An 18458-nucleotide genomic window follows, 5' to 3' on the forward strand; every position below is an offset into this window, starting at 1 on the left:
CGTCAAAGACCCACCGGCAAACGAAACCGCCACCGCATCCGGCATCACAGCCGCCCGCTCGGCCACCAGCCCGTGAACCGTCCCCTCCGGAACCCGAACCCCACCCGTCTCGTTCCACTCACGCACCACACGCTCGAACTCCCCCGGCGCGAGCATCGGGACCGCCGACACCGCCTGCCCGGGATCCGCTGCCATGCCGTCCAGCAGCGCGCCGAGGTGGCCGGCCATGCGCTCGATGGTGTCCGCGTCGAACAGCTCGGGGTCGTACGCCAGCGCGTACGCCAGCTCGTCGCCCGCGTAGGCGATCAGGTTCAGCGGGAAGTTGGTGACGTCCGCGCCCTCCAGGCTGTGCAGCCGCACCTCATCGCCGCCGCCCTGTCCGGCGTCCCGCGCCCCGTCCACGGGGAAGTTCTCGAAGGCCACCAGGCTCTCGAACAGGTTGGTGCCGCGCTCGATACCGCTCCAGCCCTGGATCTGCGGCAGGGGGACGTACTCGTACTGCCGTGCCTCCACCTGCGCCTGCTGCACTCCCGCCAGCCAGGTGCCGACGGGCGCCGCACCGTCGATCTCGATACGCACCGGCAGCGTGTTGATGAGCATGCCGACCATCGAGTCCGCGCCCGCCAGGTCGGCCGGGCGGCCGGAGACGGTGGCGCCGAACACCACGTCCCGCTCGCCCGAGTACCGCGACAGGAGCAGGGCCCACGCGCCCTGCATGACGGCGTTCACCGTCAGCCGGTGGGCGCGGGCGAACGCGTACAGGCGCTCGGAGGCTTCGGCGGTCAGCCAGGTCACCAGCCGCTCGGACGACTGGGCGCGGTGGGTGTCGGCCGGGCGGCGGTCGAAGGGCAGCGACGTCGGCTCCTTCACCCCGCCCAGCAGGTCGCGCCAGTACTGCTCGGCCTCCGTCAGGTCCTGGCGTTCCAGCCACTCCACGTAGGCGCTGAACGGGCGCCGCGCCGGCAGTACGGGCGCCTCGCCCGCCGCCAGGGCCCGGTAGGCGGTGGCCAGTTCGTCGAGCATCTGGAAGGTGCTCCACCCGTCGAGCAGCACGTGGTGGGAGGTCCGCACGACCCGTACCGAGGTGTCCGACACCCGCACCAGCGCCATCCGCATCAGCGGCGCGGCGGACAGGTCGATGCCCCGTGCCCGGTCCTCGGCCAGGTAGCGCTCCAGCTCTCTCGCCTGTGCGTCGGCGGGCAGTGCGCGCCAGTCCAGGTGGACGACCGGCAGTGCGGTCCGGCGGTGCACCACCAGGAGCGGGCGGTCCACCTGCTCCCACAGCACGGCGGCACGCAGGATCTCCAGGTGGTCGCTCACGTGCTGCCAGGCACGCTCCAGCAGTCGGGGATCGCGTACCCCGTCGAGGACGAAGCTCATCTGCTCGAAGTAGGCGCCCGAGTCCGGCTCGGCCAGGGTGTGGAAGAGCATGCCGCTCTGCATGGGCGTGAGCGGGTAGATGTCCTCGATACCCCGGCCGTCGCCCGCGATGCGGTCCACGGCCGCCTGGTCCAGGCCGGCGAGCGGGAAGTCGGACGGGGTGGCGCCGCCGCTGTCCGCGCCCAGGCAGTGCGCGATCAGCCCGCGCAGCGCGTTCACGAACGCGTCGGCGAGGCGCTCGACGGTCGCGGTGGCGAAGAGCTCGCCGGAGAAGATCCACGTGAAGCCGAGGCTGCCGGCTTCGACCATGCCGACGACGTCGAGGAGGTACGGGCGGGGTTCGTCCGCGTCGTGGTCGAGGCCCAGGGCCGGGAGGCGGTCGCGGACCAGGCCGTCCTGGCTGGTGGCGCCGTCCCACTGGCCGAGGTAGTTGAAGCTGATCTGGGGCAGCCGGTCGGCGTGCAGCACGTGGCCCCTGGTGCCGGGCGGCGAGAGGAAGCGCAGGGCGTCGTACCCGAGTCCGCGGCCCGGGACGGCCCGCAGCTGCTCCTTGACCGACTTGATCGTCTCGTCCCAGGCGTGGCCGTCCGGGAGGTTCAGGGCGACGGGGAAGTGCGTGGTGAACCAGCCGATGGTGCGGGAGAGGTCGAGGTCGTCGAAGAGTTCCTCACGGCCGTGGCCCTCCAGGCCGATGACCAGGCGCTTCGAACCGCTCCAGTCGGCCAGGGTGCGGCCGAGGGCGCTGACGAGCACGTCGTTGATCTGCGTGCGGTAGGCGGACGGGACCTGCTGGAGGAGGGCCGTGGTCTCCTGCCGGCTGAGGCGGACCTCGACGGTCCGCTCGTGCGCGGTGGTGTTCTGGCCGGCCGGGTGGTCGACGGGAAGGGCGGGGGCGTTGTTCGGGTCCACGGCCAGCCAGTGCTCGATCTCGTGGTCGAGGCCGCCGGAGCGGACGTGGTCGGTGAGCCGCCGCGACCACTGCTGGTAGCTGCTGGACTTGGCGCCCAGGCCGACCGGACGCCCCTCGGCGAGCTGTCCGTAGGCGGTGGCCAGGTCCTCCAGGAGCACCCGCCAGGACACACCGTCCATGACGATGTGGTGCACTGCGAGGAAGAGCCGGGGCGCGGCGCCGTCGGGGAGGCGGAAGAAGACGCCCTTCACCAGGGCGCCGCTGCCCAGGTCCAGTGACCGCTGGGCCTGCAGGGCCGCCGCGTTCAGGGCTTCGTCGGTTGCGGCCGCGTCGGTTGCGGCCGCCTCCGTCAGGTCGCGGACGGAGAAGATCCCGGTGGGCCGGTCACCGTACTCCTGGACCCACTCGGCGCCGTCTCGGGTGTACCGCATGCGCAGGGCGTCGTGGTGGGCGACGACCGCGTCGAGCGCCCGCTCCAGCAGCCCGGCGTCCGTGCCGGGTGCCAGCTCGACCTGGACGGACATGGCGTAGTGGTCGGGGTTGACGGTGTGCTCGGCGAGAAACCAGCGCTGGATGGGCGTCAGTTCGGCCCGGCCGCGCACGTCCTCCGGCTCGGTGCGGACGGCCTGTTCGGCCGTGGTGACGACGGCCGAGAGGGCCGCGATGCTCTGGTGCAGGAAGAGCTGCTTCGAGGTCAGTCGCAGGCCCGCCTGCCGGGCGCGCGAGACGACCTGGATGGACAGGATCGAGTCGGCGCCCAGGTCGAAGATGTTGTCGTGGATGCCGACCCGCTCGACGCCCAGTACGTCGGCCCACACCGCGGCGAGGATCTCCTCGGTCGCGTTGCGCGGCGGGGTGTACTCCGTACCGGACCGCCCGGCCTGTACCTCCGGTTCCGGCAGCGCGCGCCGGTCGACCTTGCCGTTCGGTGTCAGCGGCAGCCGGTCGAGGGGCACGAACACCGCCGGGACCATGTAGTCCGGCAGCAGCCCGTTCAGGTGGCCGCGCAGGTCTGCGGTGTCCAGGCCGGTTTCCGAGCGGGAGCCCGGGGCCTGGGCCGAGTCCTGGCCCTGGCCCTGGTCCTGGCCCCGGCCCTCGCCCCGGCCCTCGCCCGGCACGACGTACGCGACCAGCCGGCGCCGGCCGGAGTCCTCCTGGCGGGCCAGCACCACGGCGTCCCGTACGTCCGGGTGCGCGAGCAGGGCGGACTCGACCTCGGCCAGTTCGATGCGGAAGCCGCGGATCTTCACCTGGTCGTCCGCGCGCCCGAGGAACTCCAGGTCTCCGGAGGCCAGCAGGCGTGCCCGGTCGCCGGTCCGGTAGAGCCGGTCGCCGGGCACGAAGGGGCTGGGCAGGAACCGCTCGGCGGTCAGGTCCTCGCGCCCGTGGTAGCCGCGTCCGACGCCCTCGCCGCCGATCCAGATCTCGCCGGGCACCCCGACCGGGACGACGTTCATGCGCGCGTCGAGGACGTACACCCGGGTGTCGGGCAGCGGGCGGCCGATCGGGACGTACGTGCTGCCGTTCAGGGCGGCTTCCGTCGGTACGAAGACGGTCGAGTCGACGGTGGCCTCGGTTCCGCCGTACGCGTTGACGACCACGGTGTCGTGCCGGATCTGTCGCAGCAGGTCGCGGCAGTCCTCCACGCGCCAGCCCTCGGAGCCGACGGAGATCAGCCGCAGGGGCGGGAAGCCGTCCCCGCGCCGCTCGACCTCTTCGAGGACGGCGTTGAGCAGCGACGGGACGATCTCCAGGCCGGTCGCTCCGGTTTCCGCGATGAGGTCGAGGAGCGCGGCGGGCTCGGTGGTCACGTCCTTCGAGGCGATGACGAGTGCCCCGCCGAAGGGCAGGGACCGGATGAGGTCGGCGAAGAACAGGTCGACGGAGAGGCTGGAGACCGACAGGAAGCGCGGCTTCAGGTCCTCCAGCTTGTACCGCTCGTTCCAGGCGGCGCAGATGTGCCGTACGTTGCGGTGTTCGATGGCGACGCCCTTGGGGGTGCCCGTCGAGCCCGAGGTGTAGATGACGTAGGCGAGGTCCTGCGCCGACACGGTGGTCCGCGGTGCGTCGGCGGGCAGTCGCTCGATCCGGTCCCGCTCCGCGTCCAGGTCCACGAGGCGCACGTCCCCGGCAGGCAGCCGGTCGCGGACGGCGGACTGGGTGACGGCCAGCCGGGCGCCGGACTGCGCCAGCATGGAGGCGATGCGGTCGGCCGGGAAGGCCGGGTCGAGCGGTACGTACGCCGCGCCCGCCTTGAGGATGCCGAGCAGGCCGACCGCCATGGCGGCGCCGCGCTCCACGCTCAGGCCGATCAGCGAACCGGGGCCGGCGCCCAGGGAGATCAGGTGGTGCGCGAGCCGGTTGGCCCGCTCGTCCAGCTCCCGGTGGGTGAGGGTGCCGTCGTCGGCGATGACGGCCACCGCGTCGGGTGTACGGACCGCCTGCTCGGCCAGCCGCTCGTGGATGAGCGGCCCGCCGGACGCGGGGAGCGCGGTCGCGTTCCAGTCGGTCACGATCTGCCGGTGTTCCTCCTCGGAGAGCAGCGGCAGCGCGGACACGGCGGTGTCGGGGTCGGCGAGCGCCCCGGCGAGCAGGACGCGCAGGTGGCCGGCCATGCGGGCGATCGTGGGTTCGTCGAAGAGCTCGGTGCTGTACTCGACCAGGGCGAGCAGCCGCCCGTCGCGTTCCTCGAATTCGAAGGTGAGGTCGAAGAGCGAGGCGTCCCGCTCCAGCGGGTAGGGGGAGGTCCGCGCGCCGCTCAGCTCCAGGGCGTCGGCCGGCGCGTTCTGGAGCACGACCATGGCCTGGACGAGTGCGGTGCGGCCGGGGTCGCGCTCGGGCTGGACAGCTTCGACGATCTTGTCGAAGGGGATGTCCTCGTGGGCGAAGGCATCGAGGACGGTGTCCCTGACGCGCTGGAGCAGCTCGGCGAAGGACAGGTCGGGCTCGACCCGCGAGCGCAGGACGACGGTGTTGACCACGAAGCCGACGAGCTGCTCCAGCTCGCGGTGGCCGCGGGCCGCGGACGAGGTGCCGACCGCGATGTCCTCCTGGCCGGACCAGCGGGCGAAGACCGCCTTGACGGCTGCCGTGAGGACCATGAACAGGGTGGCGCCCCGCTCGCGCGCCAGCCCGGTGAGGCCCGTGACGGTGTCCTCGGGCAGCTCGAAGCCGTAGACGGCTCCGGCGGACGAGCGTACGGCGGGCCGGGGCCGGTCCGTGGGCAGCTCCAGCGGGGGGATGCCCTTGAGCTGGTCGCGCCACCAGGCGAGCTGCTTCTCCAGCAGGCCGCCGTCCTCCAGCCGCCCGCGCTGCCACACCGTGAAGTCGGGGTACTGCACGGCGGGTTCGGGAAGTTTCGGGTCCCGCCCGTCAAGCCGCGCCGTGTACAGCTCGCCCAGTTCGCGGGCGACGACTCCCATCGACCAGCCGTCCGTGACGATGTGGTGCATCCCGAGCACGCAGATGTGTTCGTCCTCGGCCAGGCGTACGAGCAGTACGCGGACCAGCGGGCCGCCCGCGAGGTCGTACGGGCGCGCCATCTCCGCCCGTACGAGCTCCCGCGCGCTGTCCTCGCCGTCCGCGTCGGCCGCCGACCAGCCGGGTGCGAGCTCCTCGTGGACGACCTGCACGCCCCGCCCGTCGCGCGTCTCGAAGGTCGTACGCAGCGACTCGTGGCGTGCCACGAGATCGCCGACGGCGGCCCGCAGCGCGTCCGCGTCCAGCTCGCCGGTGATCCTGACGGGCAGTGCCGAGTGGTAGTCGGCGCTCTCCGGTTCGAAGTCCTCCAGGAACCACAGGCGCTGCTGTCCGAAGGACAGGGGCAGCCCGCCCTCGCGCGGGACGGCGGGGATCAGTGGCCGGGCGCCGGCCGCGGGTGCGGCCTGGGCCCGGCCGGAGAGGCGCTCGGCGAGCGCCTCTCGCAGCCGGTCGGGAAGGGCGGCTATCCGGTCCGCGCGGGAAGACGGCGTGTTCATGTGAGGATCCCCCAGGGAGTGCAGGTCGGCGGGTCGAAGCGGCGGGCCGGAGGTCAGCCGGCGGCGGCGATGAGGCTCTTGGGCCGCATGTCGGCCCAGTGGGCTTCGACGTACGCGAGGCATTCCTCGCGGGGCCGGTCGGCGAGGGCGGTGTGCCAGCCCGCCGGGACGGCGATGTCCGTGGGCCACAGCGAGTGCTGGCCCTCGTCGTTCACGAGGACGCTGTACGAACGGTCCGACTGCTCAAAGGGGTTGGACATGATGATGCCTTTCGGGGTGGGGGTAAGGCCTGCGGAGGAGGGGGAAAGGAGAGGGGAAGGGGGAGACGGAGAGGGAGGGCGGCGGGTCAGGACGTCGCGGCGGCCGCCTCCAGCTCGGCCAGGACGAGTTCCTCGACGCCGTGGGCGGTCTCGGCGACCGTCGGCCGGTCGAAGAGCTCCCGTGGCGAGAGGTCCGTGCCGAACAGCGCGTTGATCCGTGACGCCGCCCGCAGGGCGAGCAGGGAATCGCCGCCGAGCGTGAAGAAGTCGTCGTGGACGCCGACCCGTTCGACGCCCAGGAGCTCCTGCCAGACCTCGGCGATCAGCTCCTCGGTGGCGGTGGCCGGGGGCTCGTACGCCGTGCCCGTCGCCACCCGCTCCGCCCCCGCGGGCAGCGCCCGCCGGTCGACCTTGCCGTTCGCGGTCAGCGGCAGCGCGGCCAGGACGCTGAAGGCCGCCGGCAGCATGTGGTCCGGCAGCGAGGCCGCCAGGTGCCGGCGCAGTTCGGTGGTGTCGGGGACCGCCGACCCGCCTGCTGCGACCACATGGGCGATCAGGACCGTGCGGCCGTCCTCGGTGTGCGGGACGACCGCCGCGTCGCCGATCGCGGGGTGGGTGGTCAGGACGGCCTCGATCTCGCCGGTTTCGACACGGAACCCGCGGATCTTGACCTGGCCGTCGGTGCGGCCGAGGAACTCCAGGGTGCCGTCGGCCCGCCAGGCCACCAGGTCTCCGGAGCGGTACATGCGCTCGCCCGGCCCGCCGTACGGATCGGCGGTGAACCGCTCGGCCGTCAGGCCCGGCCGCCCGAGGTAGCCGCGGGCCAGGCCCGCGCCGGCGATGTACAGCTCGCCGGGGACGCCCACCGGGGCGGGATCCAGCGCGTCCGTCAGGACGTACACGCGGGTGTGGGTGATCGGCGCGCCCAGCGGGACCGGGCCGGCTCCGGTCGCGCCGCGCAGGTCGTGCGTGGCCGTGAAGGTGGTGGCCTCGGTGGGACCGTAGCCGTTGGTCAGGCGCAGGCCGGGGTGGGCGTCCAGTACGCGCCGGCAGTGCTCCGGCGAGAGCCGGTCGCCGCCCGCGATGAGCTGGCGCAGGCTGGCGAACGCGCTGATGTCCTCGTCCGCGACCTGGTGGAACAGGCCCGCCGTGAGCCACAGATGGCTGACCTCGCGCTCCTTGAGGAACCGGCCGAGTGCCGCGGCGGTGGGCAGCCCGGCTGGGTGGACGGCCAGCCGCGCGCCCCGCAGGAGCGCCGCCCACACCTCGAAGGTGGAGGCGTCGAAGGAGAGGGAGGCGAACTGCGCGACGGTGTCGCCGGGCGCGATGTCCGTGTAGGCCGTCTCGTGGACGAGCCGTACGACGGCCCGGTGCGTGGTCAGGACGCCCTTCGGGGTCCCGGTCGAGCCGGAGGTGTACATGACGTACGCGAGGTGGTCGGGCCGGATGCCGGGGGCCGGGTCGTGGCCGGGAGATGCCGCGATCAGCGCCCCGTCCCGGTCCACGTCGACGATCCGTACCGGCGCGGAGGGCAGCCGCTCCCGCAGCTTCTCCTCGGTGATCAGCAGCCGTACTCCGGCGTCGCCGATCATGTACGTGAGGCGGTCGGCCGGGTAGTCCGGGTCGAGGGGGACGTAGGCCGCGCCCGACTTGAGGACCGCGAGCAGCGCCGTGATGCCGTGGGGCCCACGCTCCAGGCACAGGCCCACGCGCTGGTCCGGGCCGGCGCCGAGGGCCACCAGGTGGTGGGCGAGCCGGTTGGCCCGCTCGTTCAGTTCGCGGTAGGTGAGCTCCTCGTCCCGGTACGCGAGCGCCACGGCGTCGGGGTGCTCGGCCGCCCGCGCCTCGAACAGTTCCGGCAGGCAGGCGTGCGGCAGGTGGCCGGCCGTGTCGTTCCACGCCCGTACCGTCAGCTCGGCCTCGTCGTCGGTCAGCATCGACAGCCGCGCCACCGGCTCGTCCTCGCCGCTCGCCGCGATGCCCGCGAGCAGGGCCTCCAGGTGGCCGCAGAGCCGGGTGGCGGTCTCCTCGTCGTACAGCTCGGCGTCGTAGGCCAGCGTGTACGCCAGCTCGTCGCCGGCGTAGGCGATCAGGTTGAGCGCGTAGTTGGTGGCCGCGGTGCCCTCCAGGCCGCGCAGGCGCAGTCCGTGGGCGGCGGCGGCCTCCTCGTCCGTCGGATAGTTCTCGAAGACGACGAGGCTCCGGAAGAGGCCGCCGCCCCGCTCGACACCGCTCCAGCCCTGGATCCGGGGCAGCGGCACGTACTCGTACTGCCGGGCGTCGACCTGGGCGCGCTGTACGTCGGCCAGCCAGTCGGCGACGGGGGCGGACTCGTCGATCCGCACCCGCACCGGCAGGGTGTTGATCAGCATGCCGACCATCGAGTCGACCCCGGCCAGCTCTGTCGGGCGGCCCGAGACCGTCGCGCCGAACACGACGTCCCGCTCCCCGGCGTGGCGGGCGAGCAGCAGCGCCCAGGCTCCCTGGAGCACGGTGTTGACGGTGATCCGGTGCTTGCGGGCGAAGCCGAACAGGTCCCGTGAGACGTCCGGGGACAGGCGGCGGGCGCGCCTGCCGGTGGAGCGGGTGCGGTGGTCGGCGGCGGTGTGCCGTACGGCCGGCAGCGCGGTCGCCGCCTCGAAGCCGGACAGCAGCTCGCGCCAGTACGACTCGGCCTCGCCCAGGTCCTGCCGCTCCAGCCATTCGACGTAGGCCCTGAAGGGCCTGCGCGGGGGCAGGACCGGCTGCTCGCCGGCGGCGAGGGCGGCGTAGGCGGTGTACGTCTGGGTCAGCAGGTCGAAGGTCGACCAGCCGTCCAGGAGGACGTGGTGGAAGGCGCACACGAGGCGGACGGTGGTGTCGGAGAGCCGGATCAGGGTCAGCCGCATGAGCGGCGCGGTGGACAGGTCCAGGGGCCGCTCGCGGTCCTCGGCCAGGAAGCGGCGTACGGCCCGCTCCTGGTCCTCGTCGGTCCGCGCCCGCCAGTCGAGGTGGGTGACGGGCATCTCGGCCCGGCGGTCGACGACCATCAGCGGGCGTTCGGTGTCCTGCCAGACCAGCGAGGCGCGGAGCACTTCGGTGTGGTCGGCGACGCGCTGCCAGGCGGTGGCCAGCAGCTCGGGGTCGCGCACCCCGTCGAGGACGAAGGTCATCTGCTCGACGTAGGCGCCCGGTTCGGCGAGGGTGTGGAAGAGCATGCCGCTCTGCATGGGCGTGAGCGGGTAGATGTCCTCGATTCCCCGGCCGTCGCCCGCGATGCGGTCCACGGCCGCCTGGTCCAGGCCGGCGAGCGGGAAGTCGGACGGGGTGGCGCCGCCGCTGTCCGCGCCCAGGCAGTGCGCGATCAGCCCGCGCAGCGCGTTCAGGAACGCGTCGGCGAGGCGCTGGACGGTCGCGGTGGCGTGTGTGCCGGGGGAATGGATCCAGTCGATGCGCAGTTCGCCGTCGCCGACGGCCGCGACGACGTCGATGAGGTGCGGGCGGGGCTGTTCGGGGGCCTGGTCGGCGCCGAGCCCTTCCAGCCGGGCGCGGATCAGACCGCTGTGGCTGGTGGCGCCGTCCCACTGGCCGAGGTAGTTGAAGCTGATCTCCGGGTGCGGGGCGTCGGCGAGGGCGGTGTGCGCCGCGGTGCCGGGCTCGGACAGGTGGCGCAGGGCGCCGTAGCCGAGGCCGCGGCCCGGGACGGCCCTCAGGTGCTCCTTGAGGGACTTGATCGCCTGGCCCCAGTCGCCGCGCGGTACGTCCAGGGTGACGGGGTGGATGGTGGTGAACCAGCCCACGGTCCGGGACAGGTCCACGTCGTCGAAGAGCTCCTCGCGGCCGTGGCCTTCGAGGGCGATGGTGACGGGGTCGCCCGCCCAGTCCGCCAGTACGCGGCCCAGCGCGGTCAGCAGGACGTCGTTGATCTGCGTGCGGTAGGCGGCGGGAACGCGCTGGAGGAGGTCCTCGGTGTCCGCGCGGCTCAGCCGCACGGAGGCGGTGGCCGTGGTGCCGAAGGTGTTCGGGGCGCCCTGGGCGTCGTACGGCACGGCGCGCACGGCCGCGGACACGTCCTGCCAGTGGGCGATCTCGTGGTCGAGGCCGCCGGAGCGGACGTGCTCGGTGAGCCGGCGCGACCACTGCTGGTAGCTGGCGGACTTGGCGCCCAGCTCGACGGGGCGCCCCTCGGCGAGCTGCCCGTAGGCGGTGGCCAGGTCCTCCAGCACCACCCGCCAGGACACGCCGTCCATCACCAGGTGGTGCACGGCCAGGAAGAGCCGCGGCGGCCGGGCGGCGCCGAGCCGGAAGAACACGCCCTTCACCAAGGCGCCGGACGCCAGGTCCAGGGAGCGCTGGGCGGCCAGCGCCGCCTCGCCGAGGGCGATGCGCCGCTCCTCGTCCGCGAGGGCGGACAGGTCGCGTACGGAGAACAGGCCGGCCTGGCGGTCCCCGTACTCCTGGACCCACTCGGCGCCGTCCCGCGCGTACCGCATGCGCAGCGCGTCGTGGTGGTCGGTGACCGCGGTCAGGGCCCGTTCCAGCAGGGCGGTGTCGGTCTCGGGTGCGAGTTCGACCTGCGCGGACATGCCGTAGTGGTCGGGGTTCACGGTGTGTTCGTCGAAGAACCAGCGCTGGATGGGCGTCAGTTCGGCCGTTCCGGAGACCTCCTCGGGGCCGGGGGCGGCGGCCTGGTCGACCGTGGTGACCACCCCGGCCAGGGCAGCGATGCTCTGGTGGACGAACAGCAGCTTCGAGGTCAGCAGCAGGCCGGCCTGCCGGGCCCGGGAGACCACCTGGATGGAGAGGATCGAGTCGCCGCCCAAGTCGAAGAAGTTGTCGTGGACGCCGACCCTGCCGACGCCGAGCACCTCGGCCCAGACGGCGGCGAGGGTCTCCTCGGTCGCATCGCGCGGTGCGGTGTAGTCGGTGCCCGGCGCGCCGTCCTGGAGAACGGGCTGCGGCAGTGCGCGCCGGTCGACCTTGCCGCTGGGGGTCAGCGGCAGCCGCTCCAGCGGCATGAACAGCGCGGGCACCATGTACTCCGGCAGCGATCCCGCCAGGTGGGAGCGGAGCTCGCCGGTGGTCGGCTCGCCGTCGGTCACGAGGTGGGCGACCAGGCGCTTGCGTCCCTCGTCGTCCTGGTGGACCACGACGACGGCGTCCCGCACCCGCGGGTGACGGGCCAGGGCCGTCTCGATCTCGCCGAGTTCGATGCGGAAACCGCGGACCTTGACCTGGTCGTCGGCGCGCCCGAGGTACTCCAGGCTGCCGTCGGCGCGGCGGCGTGCCACGTCGCCCGAACGGTACATGCGCTCGCCCGGCGCGCCGTAAGGGTCCGCGGTGAAGCGCTCGGCGGTCAGGGCTGCCCGGCCGTGGTAGCCGCGGGCGAGGTGGGGTCCGGCGATGTAGAGCTCGCCCGGTACCCCGACGGGGACCGGCTGGAGCGCGGCGTCCAGCAGGTGGATACGGGTGTTGGGCAGGGGGGTGCCGATCGGCGGGACCGCGCCGCCGGCGAGCGGGGCGCTCATGGCGGCGACGACGGTGCTCTCGGTCGGGCCGTACGCGTTGATCATCCGCCGGCCCCGGGACCAGCGGGCCACCAGGTCGCCCGTACTGGCCTCACCGCCGACGACCAGCGTGCGCAGCCCCTCCAGTCCCTCGGGCACGAGGGTGGCCACGGCGGAGGGCGCGAGCAGCGTGTGGGTGATCCGGCGCTCGCGCAGGAAGGTCTGCAGCGCCTCCCCGACGATCGGCCCGTGCGGCGGCAGGACGAGGGTCGCCCCCGCGGGCAGGGCCATCAGGACTTCCATGACCGCGCCGTCGAAGGAGGACGACGCGAACTGCAGGACGCGGCTGTCCTCGGTGACCTCCAGCCGGTCGATCTCGGCGGAGGCGAGGTTGCCGATCCCGCTGTGCGGTACGAGCACGCCCTTGGGGGTGCCGGTCGAACCCGAGGTGTAGATCACGTACGCCAGGTCGGCGGGGTGCAGTGCCACCTGCGGGGCGGTCGCGGGCCGGGCCGCCAGCAGTGCGCGGTCCCGTACGAGGTCGATGAGGACGGCGTCGGTCCGCGGCAGCTCGGGCAGGAGTTCGGTCCGGGTGACGACGATCCGGGCGCCGGAGTCCCGGAGCATGAAGTCCAGGCGCTCGGCCGGGTAGTTGGGGTCCAGCGGCAGGTACGCGGCGCCCGCCTTCATGATGCCGAGCAGGCCGACGACCATCTCGGTGCCGCGCTCGACGCACAGGCCGACGAACCGGCCCGGGCCGGCGCCGTGTGCGATCAGGTGGTGGGCGAGCCGGTTGGCGCGGTCGTCCAGGTCCCGGTAGCTCAGGGTGGTGTGCGTGTCCTCCACGGCGGGCGCGTCGGGGCGGCGGCGCGCCTGCGCCTCGACGAGCTGCGGGAAGGTGCCTTCCAGGGCCGCCGCACGGGGGCCCCGTCCGTCCCGCGCGGCCTGGCGGAACTCCTCCTCGGTCAGCATGGGCAGTGCGGACACGGCGCGGTCGGGCGTGGTCACGGCGGCGAGCAGCAGGGTGTTGAGGTGGCCGGCGAAGCGGGCGATGGAGGCCGCGTCGAACAGGGCGGTGCTGTAGCCCACCTGGGCGGTGAGCCCGTCACCGGTCTCGAAGAACTCGACGGTCAGGTCGAAGGGCGCGGCCTCGCGGTGCACCGGGTAGTCGGCGACGCGGACGCCCGGCAGGTTCAGTTCGCCGTCCGGGGCGTTCTGCAGGACGACCATGGCCTGGACGATCGGGGTGCGGCTGGTGTCGCGCTGGGTCTGGACGGCCGGGGCCAGGCGCTCGAAGGGGACGTCCTCGTGGGCGAAGGCGTCCAGGACGGTCTCCTTGACCTGTCCCAGCAGCTGTTCGAAGGACATCTCGGGTTCGACGCGGGAGCGAAGGACGACCGTGTTGACCAGGAAGCCGACCAGGTTCTCCAGGTCGCGGTGGCCGCGGCCGGAGGAGGCGGTGCCGACGGCGATGTCCTGCTGGCCGCTGTAACGGGCGAAGACCGTCTTGACGGCCGCGGTCAGCGCCATGAAGAGGGTCGCGCCCCGCTCCCGGGCGAGGCCCTTGAGCGCCGCGGCGGTGGCGGCGGGGATCCGGAATCCGTGGACCGCTCCGGCGGAGGAGCGTACGGCCGGGCGCGGCCGGTCGGTGGGCAGCTCCAGCGGGGCGACGCCGTCGAGGCGCTCGCGCCACCAGCCGAGCTGCTTCTCCAGCAGCCCGCCGTCCTGCAGCCGGCCCCGCTGCCAGGCCGCGAAGTCCGGGTACTGCACGGCGACTTCGGGCAGGTCAGCCGGGCGTCCCTCGGAGCGGGCCGCGTACAGCTCGCCGAGCTCGCGGGTGACGATGCCCATGGACCAGCCGTCGGTGGCGATGTGGTGCATGCCGAGCACGCACACGTGCTCGTCGGCGCGCAGGCGTACGAGCAGTACTCGGACCAGGGGGCCGGCCTGGAGGTCGTAGGGGCGGGCGGTTTCGGCGCGTACGAGATCCCGCAGCCGCTCCTCGCGCACCTCGTCGGCGGTGTCCGACAGGTCCGCCGCCGTCCACTGCGGTGCGAGCTCGGGATGGACGACCTGGACCCCGCGGCCGCCGACGACGCCGAAGGTGGTGCGCAGCGACTCGTGGCGGGCGGTGAGGTCGAGGGACGCGGCGCGCAGGGCGTCGGTGTCCAGGGCGCCGGTCAGCCGCAGGCCCACGGCGGTGTGGTATTCGGCGCTGCCGGGGTCGAAGTCCTCCAGGAACCAGAGGCGTTGCTGGCCGAAGGACATCGGCAGCACGCCTTCACGGGAGGCCGCGGGGATCGGCGCGTCCTCGAAGGCCTCCTCGGGAGCGACGGAGGCGGCGAGTCCGGCGATGGTGGGGGTGTCGAACAGGACGCGGGGGGACAGTTTGATGCCGAGGGCCTGCCGCATCCGCGAGACGGCGCGGACGGAGAGGATCGAGTTCCCGCCCAGGGCGAAGAAGTCGTCGTGGACACCGACGTGTTCGAGGCCCAGGACCTCGCACCAGACGCCCGCGACGGTCTCCTCGACGGCGTTGCGGGGAAGGACGCGGTCGGTGGCGGCGCTATCGGTGACCGTGCCGGGCTCGGGCAGGGCCTTGCGGTCCACCTTGCCGTTCGGGGTCAGCGGGAGGGTGTCGAGGACGACGACGGCCGAGGGGATCATGTGGTCGGGCAGCGTGTCGGCGAGGTGGGCGCGCAGCTCGCCCGGGGCCGGGCGGCGTCCGGCGGCGGGTGAGACGTAGGCCAGCAGGTTGGTGTTGCGGGTGAGGACCACGGCCTGGGCGATGTCCGGGTGGAGCGCGAGCGCGCTCTCGATCTCACCCAGTTCGATGCGGAAACCGCGGACCTTGACCTGGTCGTCGGCGCGGCCCAGGTATTCCAGGGTGCCGTCGGCCTTCCAGCGGGCGATGTCGCCGGAGCGGTACATGCGCTCGCCCGGGGCCCCGTACGGGTTGGCGATGAAGCGCTCGGCGGTGAGACCGGGCCGGCGGTGGTAGCCCCGTGCCAGGCCGATGCCCGCGATGTACAGCTCACCGCGCACGCCCGCCGGGACCGGCTTCAGGGCGTCGTCGAGGACGTAGATCCGGAAGTTCGCGATGGGGGTGCCGATCGGCGGTACGGTCGCACCGCTGAGGGGGGCGCTCATGGTCGCGCAGACGGTGCTCTCGGTCGGACCGTACGCGTTGACCATCCGGCGGCCCCGGGACCAGCGGGCCACGAGGTCGCCCGTACTGGCCTCGCCGGCGACGATCAGCGTGGCGCCGTCGGGCAGGCCCCGGCCGTCGGGCAGGACGGCGACGGTCGCCGGGGTCAAGGTCGCGTGGGTGACGCCGTGCTCGGCCGCGTAGGCGGCGAGCGGTTCACCCGGTGCGAGGGTCTCCTTGGAGCCCATCACCAGGGCGGCGCCCGTCAGCAGGCCCATGCAGACCTCCCAGAAGGCCGCGTCGAAGCTGGCGGACGCGAACTGCAGGACGCGGCTGTCGGGCGTGACGTCGAAGGCCTCGGCCTGCACGGCGGCGAGGTTGCCGATACCGGTGTGGGAGACCAGCACGCCCTTGGGGCGGCCGGTGGAACCCGAGGTGTAGATGGCGTAGGCGAGGTCTTCGGGCGCCGGGGCCACGTCCGGGGCGGTGGCCGGGCGGGCCTCCAGGACGGCCCGGTCGGCGGTGAGGTCCAGGAGGGCGGCGTCGGTGGCGGGCAGCCGGTCGCGCAGTTCGCGCTGGGTGACGACGATCCGGGCGCCGGAGTCCTCCAGCATGTACGCGAGCCGGTCGGCCGGATAGCCGGGGTCGAGCGGCAGATAGGCGGCGCCCGCCTTCATGATGCCGAGCAGACCCGCGGCCATGGCGGCGCCGCGCTCCACGCAGAGTCCGATCAACTGGTCGCGTCCTGCGCCCAGTTCGAGCAGGCGGTGGGCGATCCGGTTGGCCCGTTCGTCCAGTTCGCGGTAGCTGACCGGACCCTGCTCGTCGATGACGGCGGTGGCGTCCGGACGGGCGGCCGCCTGGGCGGCGAACAGCTCCGGGAAGGTGGCGGTGGGGACCTCGCGCGCCGTGTCGTTCCACTCCCGCACGACCTGCTCGAACTCGGCGTCGGTGAGCATCGCCAGCGCGGACAGCGGTCGGGACGGGTCGGCGCCGGCGCCGGTGAGCAGGACGGTGAGGTGGCCGGCCAGGCGGGCGGCCGTGGCCTCGTCGAAGAGCGCGGTGCTGTAACGGACGCGGACGCGCAGCTCGGCTGCGGACACCTCGACGGACAGGTCGAGGGGGTCGAACTCCCGCTGCTCGGGCGTGAGTTCGTCGCAGAGCGTGACCATGGCCCGGGTGAAGGGGGTGGTGCTGGTGTCCGGCTGCGGGGCGAGCGCCTCGACGAGGTCCGCGAACGGCAGGCCGTCGTCGGCGAGGGCCTCGCGCTCGCTGCGGACGGTGTCCCGCAGCAGCGCCTCGAAGGGGGCGGCCGCGTCGACCCCGGTGCGCAGGACCACGGTGTGCCCGGTGCGCGGGGAGACGGTGCCGAGGGCGATGTCCTCCTGCCCGGAGTATCGGGTGAGCACCGCGGCGAAGGCGGCCGCCAGCACCGCCGACGGCGTGGCCGCGGCGCCGGCGGCAAGCCCGGCCAGGGCGGCCGCGGCGGAGCCGGGGAGCTCGCACTCGTAGGCCGCGGTGCTGGTCGAGCGGATGACCGGGCGCGGTCGGTCGGCCGGCAGATCGAGGGGGGCGACGCCCTCCAGCCGGTCTCGCCAGCGCTCCACCTGAGCGGGGAGACCCTGGTTTACCGACGCGTCGGCGCGAGCCACGTTGTACCTCCAGAAAGGGCGGCTTCCGGGCGTGGGGCATGGGGATGCCAGGGGCGTGGCAGCCCGGAAGCCGGCAAAGGGGATGCGGAGCGGTGGAGCGGGAAAGAGGGGCGGGGGCCGGGCCGCGGTCAGGGGCCGACCGGAGCACGCGCCGGCCGGGGTGGGGCGGCGGCTTGCGGTGACGCAGGTCGCGCCGGTGACGCGGGTGGCGCGGGTGGCGCGGGTCAGGCAGCCGCCGCGCGCCGGGCGGAGCGGCCGCCGAGCTGCATGAGGGCGGCCTCGCCGGTGGCGGGGTCGGTGACGAACCGGCCCGTGTACGGGGCCTCGTCGGCGTCCAGGCGCCGGGCGGTGAAGACCAGCTGGTCGTGCAGGGTCATGTCGGCGACGAGGCCGGTGCCGTCGGACAGGCGCAGGCCGGTGCCTCCCTCGCCGTCGGCCCTGCGGACGGAGAAGTACGTGTCGCCGTTGCGGTACTCCCCCAGCAGGCCGCCGTGAGCGGTCGCGGCCACGGTCGCCGGCGCGGTCGCGGTGGCGGTGGGGACGTGCGGCCGGTAGTCGCCGACCGGCACGCCCAGCGCGCGCAGCTCGTCCACGACATCGGACCACATCAGGGTGCCCGTGGTGGAGTTGGTGGTCAGGGCGACGGCGGTGCCGGTCCGCGGATGGAAGCGCAGGTGGGCCGTTCCGCCGTCGACGGTGCCGTCGTGGCCCAGCCAGTCACCCTCCGGGGAGGCGTAGTGGGCCAAGCCCAGCCCCCAGCCGTCGGCCATGCCGAAGGCTTCGGCGGCGGGTTCCCGCCTGTGCATCGCGGCGCGCGGCTCCGCCTCCAGCAGGGTCCCGGAGGCGGGGTGGGTTCCCAAGTGCAGTCGGGCAAAGGCGATCAGATCATCGGCGCTGCCCGCGAGTCCGCCGGCCGGCGCCCAGCTGCGCGGGAGGAACAGGCCCACCGGCTGCGCCCCGCCCTGTCCGGGCCGGACGACGTGACAGGTGGCCGACTCCCGCAGGACGGAATCTCCGGCGCCCAGGAACAGCGGCTCGATGCCGAGCGGGCGGAGGAGGAGATTATCCATCGCCGCCTGCCACTTCATGTCGGTGACGGACTCGATGATCCGGCCCAGAATGTTGTAACCGGAATTCGAGTACGAGAAGCAGGTGCCCGGATCGTGCAGCGGGGCCGTGGTCGCGACGCTCGCCGAATAGCGGGCCAGCGAGGACTCGTCGGAATTGTCGAGCTCGTGGTCGGCCACCAGCCCGGCGGTGTGGCTGAGCAGATGCCGCAGGGTGATGGAGGACATCGATTCGTCCGCCGCTCCGTCGAACTCCGCAAGGTACTCGCCCACCGGGTCGTCCAGGTCGAGTTCGTCGTCGGATACGAGCTGGGCCACCACCGTCGCGGTGAAAGCCTTGGTCACGGAGCCGAAAGCGAACGCCGTATCCGTGGTCAGCGGCCCGGCGATCCTGGAATCTGCCACCCCGACGGCCTCGGACCGGCTCCGGCCCGCCTGGTGGACGGTCAGCTGCGCACCGGGAACCGAATGGCCGTGCGCGAGTTCACGCAATCGGGCGGCCGGGAAATGCCCTTCCATGTCTCCCCCTCGTCGAGCGCCTTCGGTACGGGTAGCCGCACCCCACAGGGTGCGGCTAC

General features: G+C 73.4%; 4 protein-coding genes. All 4 read right to left on the reverse strand.

Going from position 1 to position 18458, the window contains the following annotated elements; genetic code table 11:
* Positions 1–6267 (reverse strand): amino acid adenylation domain-containing protein (locus tag ABZX75_RS31115; RefSeq protein ID WP_355416490.1); only part of this gene is annotated, 6267 nt, incomplete at its 3' end.
* A 53-nt stretch (positions 6268–6320) separates the two neighbouring features.
* The gene (locus ABZX75_RS31120; RefSeq protein ID WP_355416493.1) at positions 6321–6527 is read right to left on the reverse strand and encodes an MbtH family protein; all 207 of its coding nucleotides are present in this window, start codon (positions 6525–6527) and stop codon (positions 6321–6323) included.
* A gap of 86 nt (positions 6528–6613) precedes the next feature.
* Positions 6614–17041: an amino acid adenylation domain-containing protein gene (locus ABZX75_RS31125; protein ID WP_355416537.1), complete on the reverse strand. Its 10428-nt coding sequence runs from the start codon at positions 17039–17041 to the stop codon at positions 6614–6616.
* Positions 17038–18399 (reverse strand): serine hydrolase domain-containing protein, encoded by a 1362-nt coding sequence (locus ABZX75_RS31130; protein WP_355416495.1) that lies wholly within the window; start codon positions 18397–18399, stop codon positions 17038–17040. Before ABZX75_RS31130 ends, ABZX75_RS31125 begins: the two co-directional genes overlap by 4 nt.
* Positions 18400–18458 lie beyond the last annotated feature (59 nt).

Origin of the sequence: Streptomyces sp. NPDC003038 (assembly GCF_040611115.1) — a bacterium.
In the GTDB taxonomy this organism is placed as follows: domain Bacteria; phylum Actinomycetota; class Actinomycetes; order Streptomycetales; family Streptomycetaceae; genus Streptomyces.

Excerpts from the sequence above, each read along its gene's own strand:
- ABZX75_RS31120 (WP_355416493.1), bottom strand. The coding sequence starts at position 6,527 with ATGTCCAACCCCTTTGAGCAGTCGGACCGTTCGTACAGCGTCCTCGTG.
- ABZX75_RS31130 (WP_355416495.1), bottom strand. The coding sequence starts at position 18,399 with ATGGAAGGGCATTTCCCGGCCGCCCGATTGCGTGAACTCGCGCACGGC.